This window comes from Bacillus sp. FSL M8-0266 (assembly GCF_038613425.1).
Lineage (GTDB): Bacteria > Bacillota > Bacilli > Bacillales > Bacillaceae > Bacillus > Bacillus pumilus.
In genome coordinates this window covers 253611-269241 of the sequence record NZ_CP152015.1, presented here as the reverse complement: position 1 = coordinate 269241, position 15631 = coordinate 253611, and the positions used below count along the sequence as shown (strand labels likewise).

At 43.4% G+C, this 15631-nt stretch carries 17 protein-coding genes; 4 read left to right on the top strand and 13 right to left on the bottom strand.

From position 1 onward, the window contains the following. Positions 1 to 5 precede the first annotated feature (5 nt). The 4 genes from MKY83_RS01505 to MKY83_RS01490 form a co-directional block, all read right to left on the bottom strand. The gene (locus MKY83_RS01505; protein WP_126741893.1) at positions 6 to 866 is read right to left on the bottom strand and encodes an alpha/beta hydrolase; all 861 of its coding nucleotides are present in this window, start codon (positions 864 to 866) and stop codon (positions 6 to 8) included. Positions 867 to 978: 112 nt separating this feature from the next. Then, a complete protein-coding gene (locus tag MKY83_RS01500; RefSeq protein ID WP_044139223.1) occupies positions 979 to 1344 on the bottom strand; it encodes a VOC family protein in 366 nt (121 codons plus the stop codon). Between the two features lie 100 nt (positions 1345 to 1444). Further along, positions 1445 to 2827 (bottom strand): amino acid permease, encoded by a 1383-nt coding sequence (locus MKY83_RS01495; protein ID WP_113768644.1) that lies wholly within the window; start codon positions 2825 to 2827, stop codon positions 1445 to 1447. Positions 2828 to 2893: 66 nt separating this feature from the next. Continuing rightward, positions 2894 to 4402 (bottom strand): AMP-binding protein, encoded by a 1509-nt coding sequence (locus MKY83_RS01490; protein WP_113768643.1) that lies wholly within the window; start codon positions 4400 to 4402, stop codon positions 2894 to 2896. 261 nt (positions 4403 to 4663) lie between these two features. Here MKY83_RS01490 and MKY83_RS01485 point away from each other — a divergent pair, with 261 nt between their 5' ends. Then, positions 4664 to 5101 carry a MarR family transcriptional regulator gene (locus tag MKY83_RS01485; protein ID WP_126741896.1) on the top strand — a complete coding sequence of 146 codons (438 nt, stop codon included), beginning with the start codon at positions 4664 to 4666 and terminating at the stop codon, positions 5099 to 5101. Positions 5102 to 5278: 177 nt separating this feature from the next. Here MKY83_RS01485 and MKY83_RS01480 read toward each other — a convergent pair whose 3' ends face one another. The 4 genes from MKY83_RS01480 to MKY83_RS01465 all read right to left on the bottom strand — a co-directional run bounded on the left by MKY83_RS01480 (position 5279) and on the right by MKY83_RS01465 (position 9748). Then, entirely contained in the window at positions 5279 to 6412 is a 1134-nt protein-coding gene (locus MKY83_RS01480; RefSeq protein WP_126741897.1) for a zinc-dependent alcohol dehydrogenase, read from the bottom strand. Positions 6413 to 6561: 149 nt separating this feature from the next. After that, positions 6562 to 7584: a quercetin 2,3-dioxygenase gene (locus MKY83_RS01475; RefSeq protein ID WP_065098719.1), complete on the bottom strand. Its 1023-nt coding sequence runs from the start codon at positions 7582 to 7584 to the stop codon at positions 6562 to 6564. 80 nt (positions 7585 to 7664) lie between these two features. Continuing rightward, positions 7665 to 8228, bottom strand: coding sequence for a TetR/AcrR family transcriptional regulator (locus MKY83_RS01470; protein WP_065098837.1), 564 nt, complete (start codon positions 8226 to 8228; stop codon positions 7665 to 7667). Between the two features lie 38 nt (positions 8229 to 8266). Continuing rightward, entirely contained in the window at positions 8267 to 9748 is a 1482-nt protein-coding gene (locus MKY83_RS01465) for an amidase (RefSeq protein WP_185108598.1), read from the bottom strand. 186 nt (positions 9749 to 9934) lie between these two features. On the opposite strand from MKY83_RS01465, the gene MKY83_RS01460 reads away from it, so the two are divergent. Then, positions 9935 to 11548: a S8 family serine peptidase gene (locus tag MKY83_RS01460; RefSeq protein ID WP_260564610.1), complete on the top strand. Its 1614-nt coding sequence runs from the start codon at positions 9935 to 9937 to the stop codon at positions 11546 to 11548. Between the two features lie 38 nt (positions 11549 to 11586). On the opposite strand, the gene MKY83_RS01455 is transcribed toward MKY83_RS01460, so the two are convergent. Further along, positions 11587 to 12126, bottom strand: coding sequence for a DUF402 domain-containing protein (locus MKY83_RS01455; protein WP_185847344.1), 540 nt, complete (start codon positions 12124 to 12126; stop codon positions 11587 to 11589). A 114-nt stretch (positions 12127 to 12240) separates the two neighbouring features. Between MKY83_RS01455 and MKY83_RS01450 the strand changes: the two genes are divergently transcribed. Then, on the top strand, positions 12241 to 12444 hold the full coding sequence (locus MKY83_RS01450; RefSeq protein WP_106066558.1) for a hypothetical protein: 204 nt from the start codon (positions 12241 to 12243) through the stop codon (positions 12442 to 12444). Positions 12445 to 12491: 47 nt separating this feature from the next. On the opposite strand, the gene MKY83_RS01445 is transcribed toward MKY83_RS01450, so the two are convergent. Next, the gene (locus MKY83_RS01445) at positions 12492 to 13040 is read right to left on the bottom strand and encodes a GNAT family N-acetyltransferase (RefSeq protein ID WP_126741900.1); all 549 of its coding nucleotides are present in this window, start codon (positions 13038 to 13040) and stop codon (positions 12492 to 12494) included. A gap of 213 nt (positions 13041 to 13253) precedes the next feature. Between MKY83_RS01445 and MKY83_RS01440 the strand changes: the two genes are divergently transcribed. Then, positions 13254 to 14471 carry a multidrug effflux MFS transporter gene (locus tag MKY83_RS01440; protein WP_044139214.1) on the top strand — a complete coding sequence of 406 codons (1218 nt, stop codon included), beginning with the start codon at positions 13254 to 13256 and terminating at the stop codon, positions 14469 to 14471. 62 nt (positions 14472 to 14533) lie between these two features. Here MKY83_RS01440 and MKY83_RS01435 read toward each other — a convergent pair whose 3' ends face one another. The 3 genes from MKY83_RS01435 to MKY83_RS01425 are packed head-to-tail and all read right to left on the bottom strand — an operon-like array spanning position 14534 to position 15598. Beyond that, entirely contained in the window at positions 14534 to 14704 is a 171-nt protein-coding gene (locus tag MKY83_RS01435; RefSeq protein ID WP_181462024.1) for a hypothetical protein, read from the bottom strand. Next, a complete protein-coding gene (locus MKY83_RS01430; protein WP_044139213.1) occupies positions 14701 to 15288 on the bottom strand; it encodes a DUF1700 domain-containing protein in 588 nt (195 codons plus the stop codon). The genes MKY83_RS01435 and MKY83_RS01430 overlap by 4 nt, the downstream gene beginning before the upstream one ends. Next, the gene (locus MKY83_RS01425) at positions 15281 to 15598 is read right to left on the bottom strand and encodes a PadR family transcriptional regulator (RefSeq protein WP_003217253.1); all 318 of its coding nucleotides are present in this window, start codon (positions 15596 to 15598) and stop codon (positions 15281 to 15283) included. Before MKY83_RS01425 ends, MKY83_RS01430 begins: the two co-directional genes overlap by 8 nt. Positions 15599 to 15631 lie beyond the last annotated feature (33 nt).

The following is a 15631-nucleotide window of genomic DNA, read 5'->3' as shown; positions in this document are numbered from 1 at the left end:
TTTCTTTAGTTCAAAAATTCGAGTATGAGTTTGATCACCACTTCTGGTTTTTCATGATTGATCCAATGAGAGGCATCATCGACAAAAATCAGCTGACCATTTGGGCAAATCTTCATCGTTTCCTTCGCCAGCTTTCTGCTTAAAAACTTGTCCTCCATCCCCCAGATCATGCGAACAGGTACTAGAATGCGCTTTGATATCGGCTTTTCAAAGCCACCCTTTTTGATGGCGCGGTACCAATTCAGCATTGAGGTCATGGCCCCTGGCTGCGTCCAAGCCAGCTTATAGCTTAATATATCTTCCTTCGTGAACAAATGGGGTCTTGCAGTCAGCCCAATGGCTTCATCCAGTTTTTGAAAGTGATTTTCCTGGAGAGCTGCCTCTGGCACATTCGGGAGCTGAAAGAATGCGATATAGGAGCTCTTCTTCCACTGCGGGGGATAAAATGGAAGAACCTTCATCATCACCCGCGGATGCGGCATGTTGACAATGATTAGTTTCTCTACATATTGAGAACGTGTGGATGCCAAATGCCATGCAACTGCCCCGCCCCAATCATGACCACCCACAATCGCCTTTTGATTCGGACTAAGCGTCTTAATCAGCCCTACGATATCATCTCTCAGTTGATCTAATACATAGGATTCGATTCCTTCTGGCTTATCACTTAGATGGTAGCCTCTTTGATCAGGAACGACGACACGATAGCCTGCCTCAGCCAGGGGCATAATTTGGTTCTTCCAGCCGTACCAGAACTCAGGAAATCCATGCAGCAGTATAAGTAGCGGGCCATCCTCAGGTCCAGCCATTGCTGTGTGAAGTGTTACACCATTTGTTTGGATTGATTGAAATTCAATTTGCTCCATCCCTTTGCCACCTTTCTCCTTGTTCTTTTATTCTTCCAACATAGCATATTTTCCATTTTTCAGAAAATAAAAGCACTCCCAAAAAAACCTTCACAATGGTGAAGGTCTTCGTCTATTTCATATAATTCAGCACCCAGATCAACCCATTTTTGCGGTCCTGTACTTGTCCGTGAAGTGCCCCAAAGAACGTATCCTGTAATTCGACCAGTACATCTCCATCAGCTTCTAGCGCTTCATATACAGCCTTTAGTTCTTCTTCATTGTCAAACTGCATAATCAATCTGAGATGTTCAGGCTTTGGTGTGTGGTCAAACGTATCTGAAAAGTGAAGCAGCGATTCTCCAAGGTGCAGTTCTGCATGCAGCACACGGTCTTGATGTTCATTTAAAATATGAATATCACCGCCAAAAATCCCTTGATAATATTGAAGAGATTCCTTCACATCGTCTACCACAATATAAGGACTAACACTAATCATACCCCTCATCCTCCTCTTATTCCGTCCATCTTCTCTTTTATAGCTTATCCCAAATCGTATGAAAAAAGGCACAAACCGTCAACGGATTTGCACCTTTTTCTCATGAAGATTTCGCTAATTCACTATGTTTGTTTGAATACGCTGCGTACATGACGACACCGATTAACAGCCAAACGCCAAAGTAAAGCCACGTCCGGCCTGGTAAGTTGAGCATAAGGAACAAGCAGCAGCCCATTGAAATAATAGGTAAGACCGGCACAAATGGAACCCGGAATCCCCTCTCAAGCTGCTGATGTGTCTTTCTCAAAATGAGCACAGATAAACTCACCATTGCAAACGTCAATAAAGCACCGATATTCGCTAAATTGGACAAGTCCTTTAAATCAATAAACCCTGAAATAACAGCTGTCATGCCGCCAATCATCCATATGCTTGCAACAGGCGTATCGCTTTTGTTTATTTTCGAAAACACTTTCGGCAAAAGACCATCTCGTCCCATCGCATAGGCAATTCGAGTTGCTGCATAATTATTGGCGAAAATCACAGCCATCAATCCAATGACCGCACCGACAGAAATAATACCGGCTACGCTATTTTGATGTACACTTTGCAAGACATAGGACATAGCCTCTGTGACATTCAGTTTTGTATAGTGCACCATACCTGTCATAATCAAACAAACGACAATGTAAATGATCGTGCAAATGAGTAATGAGCCAATAATGCCAATTGGCAGGTTCCGCTGCGGATTTTTCACCTCTTCTGCAGAAGCAGAAATCGCATCAAATCCTAAGAAGGCAAAAAACACAGCAGCAGCACCGGCAATGACGCCTTCTGCACCAAACGGCATGAACGGCTGCCAATTGGATGGCTGTACATAAAACCCGCCTACTACAATGAAAAGAACAATAATACCGAGTTTCACAAACACCATGATATTATTGAATTTTTTACTTTCTTTCGTTCCTCTTGATAAGATCCACGCAATCAGTAAGGCAATGATAATAGCTGGCAGATTCATATATCCACCTTGTTCCGGTCCCGCTAAAAATTGATGGGGGATTGAAATCCCAAACCCCTCAAGCAAGCTGTTGAAATAGCTCGACCAGCCACTGGCGACAGCTGAAGCAGTCAGCATATAAACGGACAATAACGTCCATCCCATTAGATGCCCGACAAGCTCACCCATCGTTGTATATGAATAAATGTACGCACTGCCGAATACAGGCAGCGCTGAAGCCATTTCTGCATAGCAAAGTGCTGCCAAACTGCACACAATCGCTGCGATAGCAAAGGAAAAAATGACAGCCGGCCCTGCATCCTTAGCCGCTGTAATTCCGGTTAACACCATGACCCCCGTGCCGATCACTGCCCCTATACCAAGGAGCGTGAGATCGAGCCCGCCCAGCGTTTTCTTTACCTTTTGCTGCCTGCTCTGTTCTAACAAATCGTGAATGTGTTTCTTACGTAGAATATGTCGCAAACCCTTTCCCTCCAAAACGTTAGAAAAACAGAAAATCATTCAAATTTCATTATAGCAGAATAGGCACTACGCATTCACAACCAATTCACGTAAATCTTTCTTCATGATTTTACCAAGCTTATTCTTTGGCAGCTCCTGTATGAAATGGATGGAGGGCACTTTGTAATCTGCCAAACGTTCCTGGCAATAGTTCACAACATCTTTTTCGCAAAAATCGACGGAATCGTCTTTTACGATATACGCACTTGGCACTTCACCATATAATTCGTCCGGTACCCCAATGACAGCTGATTCAATCACACCTGGAATTTGATCAATGACTTCTTCTACTTGGTCAGGATAGATATTATCCCCGCCGTACAGAATCACATCTTTGTATCTCCCTGTGATGAAAAGAAAACCGTCTTCATCTAGATACCCTGCATCCCCCATATGGAACCAGCCATCTTTCAGCACCTTCTCTGTAGCGTCAGGCTGATGATAGTAGCCTAGGAAATAAAATGGGCTTCTCATAACGACTTCGCCAATCTCTCCAGCTGGCAATGTCTCCTCTGTCTCAGGGTGCATGATTTTCACTTCTACATCCGGATCCACTTTACCTGCAGAGCCCATTTTATCCTCGCCCATCGCTGGATGCCACGCACTCACAACCCATGCTTCGGTACTTCCATAGCCATGCATCATCTGAATGCCTACTTCTTTGTAATCTTTAATTAAGCGTACCGGCACCTTCGTACCGCCAGAAATCGCAATTTCAAAAGATGAGAGATCGTACGAACCGCGTTTCATTTCTTCTAGCATGTACGTGTAAGCTGATGGGAAAGCCATCATGAACGTAATTCTTTCTTTCTCAATCGTTTCTAAAATACGCTTCGGTGTTGCATCATGTAAGAAGACGAGCGTATACCCTTCAATCGCAGCTGCGATCAGGTGATTAATCGAACTCATATGATACAGAGGGTGACTCGCCAAGTACCGTTTTCCTTTCAGATCGAAACCTCGATTCCCATGTCTTGTTAAAAATTGATAGATTCGTCCATGTCCGACCATACAGCCCTTTGGATTCCCCGTTGTACCAGAGGTGAATAAAATCATCGCTAGATCCTCTTCTGATACCTCTTCAGCAAGGTTACTTCCATCATTTGAAGCCAAAATGTCTTCAAACAGCTGTGTTGTTTTCGCATTGACACCGGATTCCACCATCAGGCAATCTTCTAAAGACACATTCACTGCCGCAATGATGTCACGGAATTCACGGTCAAATAATAAAGCCTTTGGCTCTGCTTTTTTCAAAATACCTTCCAGCTCAAAGGAAGTAAGCTGCCAGCTAAGCGGAACTGCGACTGCACCTGCTTTAATGGCTGCCAGCATAATCGTTGAAAAGTGATGATGGTTTTGACAAATAAAGCAAACACGATCCCCTTTTCGAATCCCCTTTTGATGTAAGTAATGAGCGAGCTGGTCAATGCGTTTTGCATATTCTTCAAATGTATAAGACACACCCCCGCCAGTTACCGCTTCAATTTGTGAAGAGCGTTCCATTCTGTCGTTAAGTAATGCCTGTAATGTATTCAATATCTTCATCTCCAAACGTTTGATTTACAAAAGCCAATTTCCAGTGAATGGATTGGCAGATTTTATCTCATTCACATTCTAAAATAAAACCAGCTGAAAGTAAAATCATTTCAATTTGGAATTATTCTTTATATTAATTGATAATATAGGTAATTTTATAGCCGTCTTCCATTTTGGTTTAAATGATGATAACTATTATGATAAGATAGACCTAGTAATTGATCGGAAAATGCGAATGCAATAGGAAAAGAGGTATGGAGAATGCAACATTTCGAGCTAGAGGCAAGTTTATTAGACCATGCGCTGACAAAGTATTTAAAGGCGACGAAACAAATAGATGAAGAGAACATCCCGAAAAACGTCACGAATGTGAAAGGGTTTATTTTACGCATCATTTATCGTCATCAATCATGTACTGTGAAAAATATTCTGCAGGAAGTTTCATTATCTCCCTCTGCAACAACAACCGCTCTCAATCACTTAGAAGATGAAGGGCTGATTATCCGCTCTCGAAATAATAATGACCGCCGTACTGTGTGGATTGAACTCTCTAAATCTGGTGAACAAATTGCAAAACAAATGATCGACAACCGCCAGCTGCTTGTCAATCAGCTGTTCGACCACCTTTCAGAAGAAGATAAAAAAACATTTTTTGAATTAATCGAAAAAATGATGGACGAGCACACATTAAAGGCTTAGGAAAATTCCTAAGCCTTTGTCCTCTTTTCAGCGTGATAGAAAACCTTTGCAGTCTAGGAAGGACGAGTACCGGAGCGGAGCGAATTTAGATTCGTGAGCACCGGAACGCAGACCTGACACCGAATGCGAGGGTTTGTCTACACGCTGAGGCTTAGGGATAAACCTAAGCCTTCTTTTTTATGGCTTTAAAATGACCTTTATACAATCATCCTTCTTATCATTAAATATGTGATACGCATGAGCGGCATCATCTAACGGCAATTGATGTGTGATGATTGCTCTAGGATCAATTTCACCGGTTGTCACTTTTTGATAAAGCTTTGACATGTACCCTCTTGCTGGGGCCTGCCCCATTTTCAGCGTGACGTTTCTTGCGAAAAAAGCGCCTAATGGAAACATATTGTACAGCCCCCCATACACACCAGTCAGCTGAACCGTTCCACATTTCCGAACAGCTTTTGTAGCAATTTGAATCGGTCCAATTGTTCCGCCTTGCAGCTTGAGTTTCTGCTCAATTTTTTCAAGCGGCGATTTCATCCCGTCCATTCCCACACAATCGATCACAACATCGGCTCCACCCTTGGTGAGCTCCTTTAACGTTTCTCCCATGTCTGGGTCTTCTGTAAAATCAAATACTTCTACGCCGCTCATCCGCTTTGCATGTCGCAGACGGTAATCAATGTAATCGACCGCAATCACACGTTCTGCCCCTTTTTGCCATGCAAATTGCTGTGCCATTAACCCAACAGGTCCACAGCCTAACACAATGACCGTATCACCTTTTTTCACACCGGCGTGCTCCACGCTCCAATAAGCAGTTGGAAGAACATCCGATAAGAACAGCAGTTGTTCATCCTCAAGCTCACAATCACCTGGAATCTTAAACGGGGTGTAATTTCCAAAAGGCACGCGTAAATATTCTGCCTGTCCTCCAGGGTAGTTCCCATATTTCTCACTATATCCAAAAAGTCCACCCGAATCGTAGTGCGGGTTTGAGTTGTCGCATTGGCTTTCTAAGTGGTGATGACAATATTGGCATTGACCACATGCAACGGTAAATGGGATAACGACACGGTCTCCCTTTTTCACTGCCGTGACATCCGGTCCAACTTCCTCCACAATCCCCATTGGCTCATGCCCAATCACATAGCCGATTGGAAGCGGGAAATTACCCTGATACAAATGTAAATCAGATCCACAAATTGCTGTTGATGTCATTCGGATGATCACATCTTCCCGATCTTGAATAGATGGCGCATCTACTTTCTTCACTGCAATGCTATTTTTCCCCTGATAAGTAACAGCTCTCACATGCATTTCCTCCTTTAGCGAAAATCATCTGTACATAGCTTTACCTTGAATGGATGGTTCATTCATCAGATCAGGATTATTAAAAAACAAAAAAGCCTGTCGATCGGTTCGACAGGCGCTTATTCAATCATGTGTAACGCGTTACATATTTATCCTTTTTCGATAAAGACCAAATCATATTGAGAGGAAGTCTCTCGATCAATCATCAAGTTCCCTTCTTGAATAAAATAAGGACATATACTCGGGCTTTGTGATTCTTCAAATTGCTCATACAACTGCTCAATCTTTCCAGGGAGCAGTAAAAGCAAAAATTTATTAGAATGGGACACGAATTCATAAGAGTGAATTGTATCCGGCGGTATATAGGCAAAGTCACCCGGCATCAGGCATATATCCTCTCCGTTCAATTGAAGATTCATTTTTCCCTCAACGCAATAGAGTGCTTCTGTATGTACTTGATGATAATGCGGAGGAAAATACTTTCCTTTCGCGCCTTCAATCACAAAATGACTGAATCCGCCTCCAGTTGTTTCTGTTGTTGCGATCAGCTCATGAAGCTGACCATCAATAATGTATTGCTTCCCTTCACCAGCCTCTAATACGTAGGGCTGCACCGCCTGAGGGAGCTGACTATGAAATAATACGGAGGGCTTAGTTGTATTTGACAGCTGCCTGATACCATGCATCAATATGAGATCGCTTTCTTTTTCAGCTTGTTCAAAGCTGTCTGCATCGAAAGCATGATCGGTCATCGGCCATTCGTTCCGCTGAAGCCTTTTCCCAATTTGCTGATAGACATCTGTCATTTGTCCGCCCAACGTATATGAAATAAATCTTGTTTTGTGACTATGCATTCTGTAGCCATGGATCGTTTTGGGCGGGATATGAATATAATCGAAGGCTGTGACCATATATTTTTTACCGTCCAAGATCACTTCAAGCTTTCCTTCCAGCACAAAAATGGTTTCAAATAAGTGCTCATGACAGTGAAGTGGAAAATAAGCTCCTTTCCCACCTGTGATTAAGACAAGCTCAAACAGCTCATTCGTTTGATTTGCTTCTGCCAGCACATGAACAAGCTGATTTTCCAGCCCATACAGCTTCCCTGAACCAGACACGGTATAAAAAGAGGTTCCTTCGGATTGCTTGATCGATTGCGGTTGCTCCGACATCCCATCACTCCTCATGACTAATTGACTATCTTTATTATATAGACCAATTGATATAATAGATAGACAATATGCGAGAGATTTTACTCTTCTCGCATAAATAAGTGTCTAAGGTAACATTTCACATGTTCTAACGGGGTCGTTTGTTTGAGTGCGGTGGTCATCGATAGACCCCCAATCACCATTGAATGAAGGAGAGAAGCCAGCTCATCCGCTTTGTTTTCTTCATATCCGCTGTTCATGAGCTTTTCTTTCACAAGCTTTTGCCAGCGGATCATTTCTTGTTTACATGCAGTATGAAGCTGCGTATGTTCTGGCTTGGATTCTGCCGCCAGCAAGACAATCGGAATGCCTCTTTCATTTTCTTGCTCCGTAAATCCCCGAATGATATTTGTCATAAAGCGGTCGATGGCGATATAAGGATCATCCGAATAGGCAAAGCTTTCTTCAATTCGATCGATGACCTTTTGACTAATATATTCAACGGCTGCTATGGCTAGCTCTTCTTTTCCGTTTGGAAAATAATAATAAAGAGATCCTTTAGGCGTGCCGCTCTCTCTAATGATTTGATTCAATCCTGTCGCATGATACCCCTGTTTTCGTAAAAGAAGTGCGGCCGTTTGAATAATTCTATCCTTCGTACTCACGTGTGACACTCCTTTCCCTCCAATAGACAAATGTCGTTTCAACGTATGAGTTGATTTGTTCCTTTCCAAATCGAAGATGTCTCCATTTCTGCTGCAAGCCGAAGAAGCCAATCCTCTTTCCCCTTAGGTGCTGTTACCTGTACCCCTAAAGGCATGCCCGCCTTAGTGAGATGAACAGGAACGCTCATAGAAGGCTGACCCGTTAAGTTGGCAAGCTGTGTAAATGGTGTGTAGGTCAGACTCTTTAAGAACATGTCATAAATGAGATCCTGCTGCGCTTGCATTGAGAGAGATGACACACGTAAAAGTTCAGTGATTTCTTCTTTCGAATGCATCAACTCACCAACCTTAGGAGCAGAATAGGCAGTCGCTGGTGTCACAAAGAGATCATAGGTTTGATGAAATGACGCCATTTGTGCAGCTGCCATATCCCATGCATCAAGACTTTCTGTGTAAGCAGCTGCGGTTACATTTTTGCCAGCCTCCGCCAACACCCATGCCACGATGTCTGTTTCCTCCGGATTGACTGGACGTCCTAATGAACGATTCAAGGACGTGAATAATGCAGACATTTCTCCGCTGTTCATGACGTAGTATTGCTGCATCAGATGAATCCCATCGATTGCAGGCCCTGCTTCTTCTACTTGGTGCCCTTGATCACTCAGCCATTTCACTGTTTGCTGCACCGCCTGCTTCGCTTCCTCACTGACCTTCGTACCTACTGGTGATTCTACACTGTAAGCAATTCGCATAGAAGATGTACGTTTCACTAGATCTTCTTGATAGCTGCCGTCGTATAATGGCGTTTGGAAAGCTGCTTCAGGCTGAATGACTTGAAGCAGATCAAGAAGAGCTGCACTGTCCCTCACTGTCTTTGTTAGTGTAAAGTCAATGGATGCCCCTTGCCACTGCCTTCCTGCGCCTGGTCCTACCGGCGTTCTTCCTCTTGTTGGCTTGAGACCGAACAAACCTGTAAAGGATGCTGGAATCCGAATGGAACCTCCACCATCACTTGCTCCACCAGCAGGTACGATGCCGCTTGCAACAGCTGCTGCCGTCCCGCCGCTTGAACCGCCAGGGGAATAGTCAGGATGCCAAGGGTTCCTCGTTGGACCATGTAAAGCAGGTTCTGTTACATTCCTTAATCCAAATTCTGGTGTGTTTGTATGTCCCATCATGAGAAATCCAGCCTGCTTCAATCGCTGGACAAAGTGGGAGTCCGTTTTTGCCTTTACATCCTTTAACAATGCAGCACCTGCTGTCAGCGGTTCATTTTCCAGTCCTTGCGATATATTTTTCAGTACAAATGGAACGCCCCCAAACGGCTGATTCGTATGTAATGTCTTGATTTCTTTTAATACTTGATCTTGTCTTGTCTGAATCACCGCATTTAGTTCAGGATTGACCTCATTCAATCTAGCAAATGCAGCTTGTACAAGCTCGTCTGGCGTTACCTGCTTATTCCGTACAAGTGCTGCCAAGCCTGTCGCATCATATGTCATATACTCTTTTACGTCCATCAGCATATCCTACTTTCTCTTATTATGATCTCTCTATTGTCTACTAGATTTGTATGAATTTCAATTTCAGGTTACTTGTAAAAAAACTTTCTGACAAACAATATGATTCTTCTAACCATCCTTCTCATTTCTCCGATATAATAGAGAAAAAAAGACGGAGGTCATCGTATGCAAGGGGCTATCGCCTTGAAAAAGAAAATCGTCGTAGTCATCGCGTTTCTTCTTGCGTTGACAACTGCCTTGCCTTACCATTCGCAGGCAGCTGTACCGCCAAAAGAAACAGATGTCATCATCGTCTATAAAAACCAAAAAGGAAAGCAAACAGCTATTGAAGAAAGTGAAAAAGTGAACGCACAGTACATACATCTTCCCGCTGTCGCTGTGACAGCAGATGAACAAGCGGTCACGTCACTCAAAAAAGATCCAAACATCGCGTATGTCTCAAAAAACATAAAGGTCAAACTCGCTTCTTCTACGATGAAAAAAACCGCTGCCTCTACGAATCAGGATGCATTGGTTCAAAAATCTTACAACCTGCAAAAGCTGAATGTAAAGCAAGCGATAAAAGAAGGCGTCACGGGGAAAAATGTGAAGGTAGCTGTTTTAGATACTGGAATTTCTCCACATGAGGATTTAAAGATATCCGGCGGTAAATCATTTGTGAAGTACACAACTTCCTATAAAGATGATCAAGGGCATGGCACACATGTAGCAGGCACGATTGGTGCGCTCAATAACGATTATGGCACAGTCGGCGTCGCTTCTGGTGCGAAGCTATATGCTGTAAAAGTGTTAGATAAAAAGGGAGAAGGCGACTTGTACAGCCTGCTTCGAGGAATCGATTGGGCCATTAGCAACAAGATGGATATTATGAATTTAAGTCTAGGTTTTGAAGACAATATCCCTATTTTGCGTTCAGCAGTGGATGAAGCATACAAAAGAGGACTGCTTGTGGTCGCTGCAAGCGGGAATGATGGGAAGAAGAATCATATCAGCTACCCAGCCGCGTACAATAGCGTCATTGCCGTTTCTGCAACGACGGACAAAGACAAACTCGCGTCTATCTCAAATACAGGGAAAGGTATTGAATTTTCTGCCCCTGGTCAGAACGTCATCAGCACTTATTTAAAAAATGAATATTGGTATGCAACAGGTACATCACAAGCTGCACCGCATGTCACAGGCATGCTGGCACTGTTGAAGCAGCTTCACCCGAAGAAAACAAATGTTCAGCTTCGCACCTTATTACGCAGCTATACAGTGGATCTTGGCGCAAAAGGAAAGGATCCACAATTCGGCTATGGCCGCGTGCAATATATAGCACAATCAAGCTTTTTGAAGGCTGCGACTAGCGCTGTCAAAACAGCCGAAACTTCTAAAAAGCAGGCAGATGTCAATCAAGCCAAAACGAGAATTGGCCGACTCACTGCAAGTAAACAAAAAACAGCACTCACTGAACGGGTGAAAAAGGTACAAGGAACCATTGATATCCGCTTGGCACGTGCAAAGGTTCAAACAGCCGAAAAAAGCAAAACACAAGGCGCCATTAAAAGCGCACAAGCGGCCATCAAAAAGTTAAACAAAGGCAAAGAAAAAACAAGCCTGCAAAATCGGCTCGACAAAGTCAAAAAACAGGTCGCCTATCAAAAGAAAGTGACAGACGCCAAACAAAAGGTCAAAAAAGCGGAAACCAAACGAACGAAGAAAACAAAAGCAGCAGCGCAAACCGCTGTCAAACAGCTAAAAGCTTCTAAAACGAAAACCAGTTTACAAAAACGATTAAACCGTATCAAGGTGTAACAGAAAAAACGATTCCTCGCTGAAAGGAATCGTTTTTTCTATTTCAAAAGCGGCGCAAACAAGCTGTGATGATATTTCCCTTCGACATCTGCCCTCACTTGATCGAGTATGCTTTCTAACGAAGCCATCACACCCTCTAATGCCCGGCGCACTGAACCTTGTTCAAAATCCGCTAAAATCTCCGGCAACTCATCTTCATCCAATACAAAAAAATCACCATTCGGAAGAACGAGAAGATCAACAATAAGGTCTTCAAACATGACCAGCTGGCCGTTGAACCATGTATTCCCTACAATATTAAAATAAGACCCAAGTTCCTTCCCTTGATCATCCCTCCAGAAGTAAATATTGTAAGGTCGATCCTTCCAATAATAGGCGGTCGTATAGCTCCCTTTTGGAATGGTCAGACTACCATCGCCTGCCCTCATCGTAAACGTGTCTTCAATCTTGTGAAAAAGTACAGCCTGCTGTCCCTGAACATCTAACAGCTGACACGTATGTTCCACAACCTTCTGATCGTATTTGATTTTTCTCTCGATTACTTCATCCCACCGATCCGCATGTAGCGAAAACACCATGTCACAACTCCCTCTTGCATCTAGTTTCTCTCTTTCCAGTATACACCGATTTTTTTTGAAAAAATAAAGGGTTGCTGCATTCACATATGGAAGACCTATGATGAGGTGAAATAAATGAACGGAATCTCGATTCTTGAGAACCTTACACAGCTTGGACAAATCATCCTCATTTTTTGTGGCTATGCCCTTTATTGGCGGCTGGTGAAAACAAAGAGAGAACGAAAGCTATCTCCTTATGAGCACATGTTAAAATTCTTTGTTATGTTCGGTTTAATCTCGTGGTTGGTATCATATTGGGCGCTTGTAATGTGGGCGTAAATTGAAAAAAGGAAGAGCTGTCCATTGGGGACGTGCTCTTCCTTTTATTACGCGTGATGTGATGAACCAGCCGGCTGTTTTTTTTGGATGACATATTGATAGCTTTTGACATGCGTCCCATTTTGATTCACAAATTCTTTATCTAGTGCACGCTCAAAGCCCATTCTTTCATATAGACGAATGGCAGCCTGCATTTTATCAGATGTATGAAGGTACAGAACATTTTCGCCCCATGATTGCGTGAGTTCAATACTTTTACGTAACAATGACTCTGCAATTCCTTTTCCCCTGACATCGGGATCTACCCCTAAAAACCGGACGATGGCTGATGTAATGCCCATTTCGGGTTTGTCATACGCTTGCTCTGATGACCGGAACATTTGAAGCGTCCCCACGACCTTACCTTCAAGCTCCGCCACAAGCATCAGCTCCATGTTCGGATTATCTACAGCTGCTGCAAGCGCAGCAGAATAATTTTGCCAGCCTTCCTCTGTAAATTGAGGTTCATATTGCGAATAGGACTTGATTAGTACTTGTCTGATCGCTTCATGATCTTCTTTGACTGCTTGACGAATGATCAGCTCTTGCTGCTCCATGTCAGCACCTCCTGCTCTCTATTGCTAGATATACGTATCATGCAAATACTGCATGTCGATGACCTTGTTCTTTTCTCTACTCATTCAATGTAAAGAGTCTCATTCGAAAGATCAATCATTTTGCACGGAATCCTCTTTGAAAATTTCCATTGAAAAGGAGCGCTTGATTCATTATGCTGTTTTGAGGAAGTATACGAGGAGTGTAATGATCATATGAATTCTTTATCTTATCCCCAAGAATCGAAAAAAAACCGATTTCTCCTTGCTGCATTGCTTGGGTCTTTAACAGCCCTTGCACCGCTTGCAATGGATATGTATTTACCTGCCTTACCTAATATTGCACGTGATTTTGAAGCGAGCACGGCTTTGTCCCAATTAAGTCTGATGGCTTGTCTGATTGGACTGGCGCTTGGACAGCTGATTGCAGGCCCTATCAGTGATACGATCGGCAGAAGAAAACCGCTGATGATCGGCTTAATCATTTTTATCGCCGCATCCCTTTTATGTACGGTGGTCACGTCGATTTGGACGTTCATCCTCTTAAGATTGATTCAAGGGCTCGCTGGTTCAGCAGGCATTGTCATTGCACGAGCCATTGTGCGTGATCATTATGAAGGCTCAGAAATGACGAAATTCTTTGCACTGCTCATGTTGGTCAACGGGGTTGCTCCGGCAGCTGCACCTATCGTGGGCGGACAGATGTTACGCTTTACCACATGGCAGGGTGTATTTGTTCTATTAGGAATTCTCGGGGCCTTGATGCTGCTGAGATCCATTTTTTCACTTCAAGAAAGTTTACCTGCGGAGCGCAGACAGACAGGAGGCTTTCAACAGATTGTTGGTGCCATGAAGATTTTAGCGAGTGATCGTCTCTTTGTTGGGTATGCCCTCTCCCAAGGTCTTGTATTCGCAGCGATGTTTGCTTATATTTCTGGCTCACCATTTGTGCTTCAGGAGCTTTTTCACCTTTCTCCACAAGGATTCAGTGCTGCCTTTGCGGTGAATAGTCTCGGGATCATCACGGCTGGACAAGTATTTGCCCGCGTCGCTGCTAAAATCGGCGAAGAGAAGGTTCTTCGCATTGGATTGCTGATAGCTGCCTTAGGCGGCGTCACCTTATTTTTGATGATCTCCATTGATGCAGGGTTGTATGGTATTCTCATTCCGCTCTTTTTTGTGGTCTCAAGCGTTGGAATTGTCGGCACCTCTGCCCCGTCTCTTGCGATGCAGCATCACGGCGCACATGCAGGAAGTGCAGCCGCACTCATTGGTGTGGCACAAATGCTGCTAGGCGCCTGCATGACGCCTCTTGTCGGACTAGCCGGAAGCCAAACAGCCTTTCCAATGGGTCTGATTATTATGCTTTGTGAACTAGGTGCACTTTGCTGTTATTTCTTCTTTGTGATTCGAGCGAAAAAAAGACCCGCATAAGCGGGTCTCAGATTGTTGACAAAGGGCTAAAATGATCTTGATTTTAGCCCTTTGTCTTCTTTTTATGGCTTGCTCCAATTGATGGTGCGGAACACATTGTTCTGGTCATTGTTGTGATATGCATCTAGGTCAAAGCCTGATAGTCCAAAACCAATTACCATTACAATTCCCCCGACAACGGTGAAGATGATCCCCCATTTGATGCATTGCTTTTTTAAATCATTCACATTCATATTCTCACGACCTTCTTTTTAAACATTCCCATGAATGCCTTAGTGGTTTGAACAGTCATTTGAACAAATAGCTTTGTCAAATACACCGTGGCCATGCCGCATAATAATCCGACACCTAATAGAAGAATACCAACGCCAATCTGCGTCACTACCACATGCAAACCGTCCTGAAAGATAAATGGAGAACCAATGATGCTCCAAAAACCTCCGAGCAGACCAACTAGCGTCATTGTACCTGTCACGAGCGGAATGCACCAAATCACCATATACACAGAAAGAATCAGCAGGAAGACTGTTGCTAGAATACTACCCCATAACGGAAAGCCTAAAATGAGGATGGAGAGCCTTGTGGCTTTTTCTCCAAACGTCGGCACCTGAACGGTTTTGATTCCTTGTTCCTTCAAAATCCCTTCAGCGATGATGGTAGGCTGCCCGACTTGATCGACCGCTTCCTGTTCACTGTATCCATCTTCCTGATAATCCTCGATCATTTCATCGTAATACTCGATGAACCGATCACTTTCTTTTTCGCCTAGACGATGCAGGTGCTTCTCTAAGCTGGCTAAAAATTCTTTTTTATTCATTGCCCTGTCCTCCAGAAATAAAGTCGTAAATCGCCATCACTTGATCCCATTCCGCTAAAAACTGCGCCATATGCTCACGGCCGCTTTTTGTCATCCGGTAGTATTTTCTTAATCGACTATTGTGTTCTTGGGAATAGGTCTCTACATAATTGTTTTGTTCTAACCGTTTTAATATCGGATATAATGTCGATTCTGAAATCTCAATACAATGGGACATATCTTTAATCATTTGATAACCATAGGAATCGCCTTTCTTTAATACCGCCAGTACACAGAATTCCAGCAACCCTTTTTTTAATTGTGCATTCATGATTACAACTCCTAACCATTTATACTATACATT

What these genes read in the sequence shown, in the direction of transcription:
- MKY83_RS01505 (WP_126741893.1), bottom strand. Translation starts at nt 866, where the DNA reads ATGGAGCAAATTGAATTTCAATCAATCCAAACAAATGGTGTAACACTT.
- MKY83_RS01500 (WP_044139223.1), bottom strand. Translation starts at nt 1,344, where the DNA reads ATGATTAGTGTTAGTCCTTATATTGTGGTAGACGATGTGAAGGAATCT.
- MKY83_RS01485 (WP_126741896.1), top strand. Translation starts at nt 4,664, where the DNA reads ATGCAACATTTCGAGCTAGAGGCAAGTTTATTAGACCATGCGCTGACA.
- MKY83_RS01475 (WP_065098719.1), bottom strand. Translation starts at nt 7,584, where the DNA reads ATGTCGGAGCAACCGCAATCGATCAAGCAATCCGAAGGAACCTCTTTT.
- MKY83_RS01465 (WP_185108598.1), bottom strand. Translation starts at nt 9,748, where the DNA reads ATGGACGTAAAAGAGTATATGACATATGATGCGACAGGCTTGGCAGCA.
- MKY83_RS01455 (WP_185847344.1), bottom strand. Translation starts at nt 12,126, where the DNA reads ATGGTGTTTTCGCTACATGCGGATCGGTGGGATGAAGTAATCGAGAGA.
- MKY83_RS01450 (WP_106066558.1), top strand. Translation starts at nt 12,241, where the DNA reads ATGAACGGAATCTCGATTCTTGAGAACCTTACACAGCTTGGACAAATC.
- MKY83_RS01445 (WP_126741900.1), bottom strand. Translation starts at nt 13,040, where the DNA reads ATGGAGCAGCAAGAGCTGATCATTCGTCAAGCAGTCAAAGAAGATCAT.
- MKY83_RS01440 (WP_044139214.1), top strand. Translation starts at nt 13,254, where the DNA reads ATGAATTCTTTATCTTATCCCCAAGAATCGAAAAAAAACCGATTTCTC.
- MKY83_RS01435 (WP_181462024.1), bottom strand. Translation starts at nt 14,704, where the DNA reads ATGAATGTGAATGATTTAAAAAAGCAATGCATCAAATGGGGGATCATC.
- MKY83_RS01430 (WP_044139213.1), bottom strand. Translation starts at nt 15,288, where the DNA reads ATGAATAAAAAAGAATTTTTAGCCAGCTTAGAGAAGCACCTGCATCGT.
- MKY83_RS01425 (WP_003217253.1), bottom strand. Translation starts at nt 15,598, where the DNA reads ATGAATGCACAATTAAAAAAAGGGTTGCTGGAATTCTGTGTACTGGCG.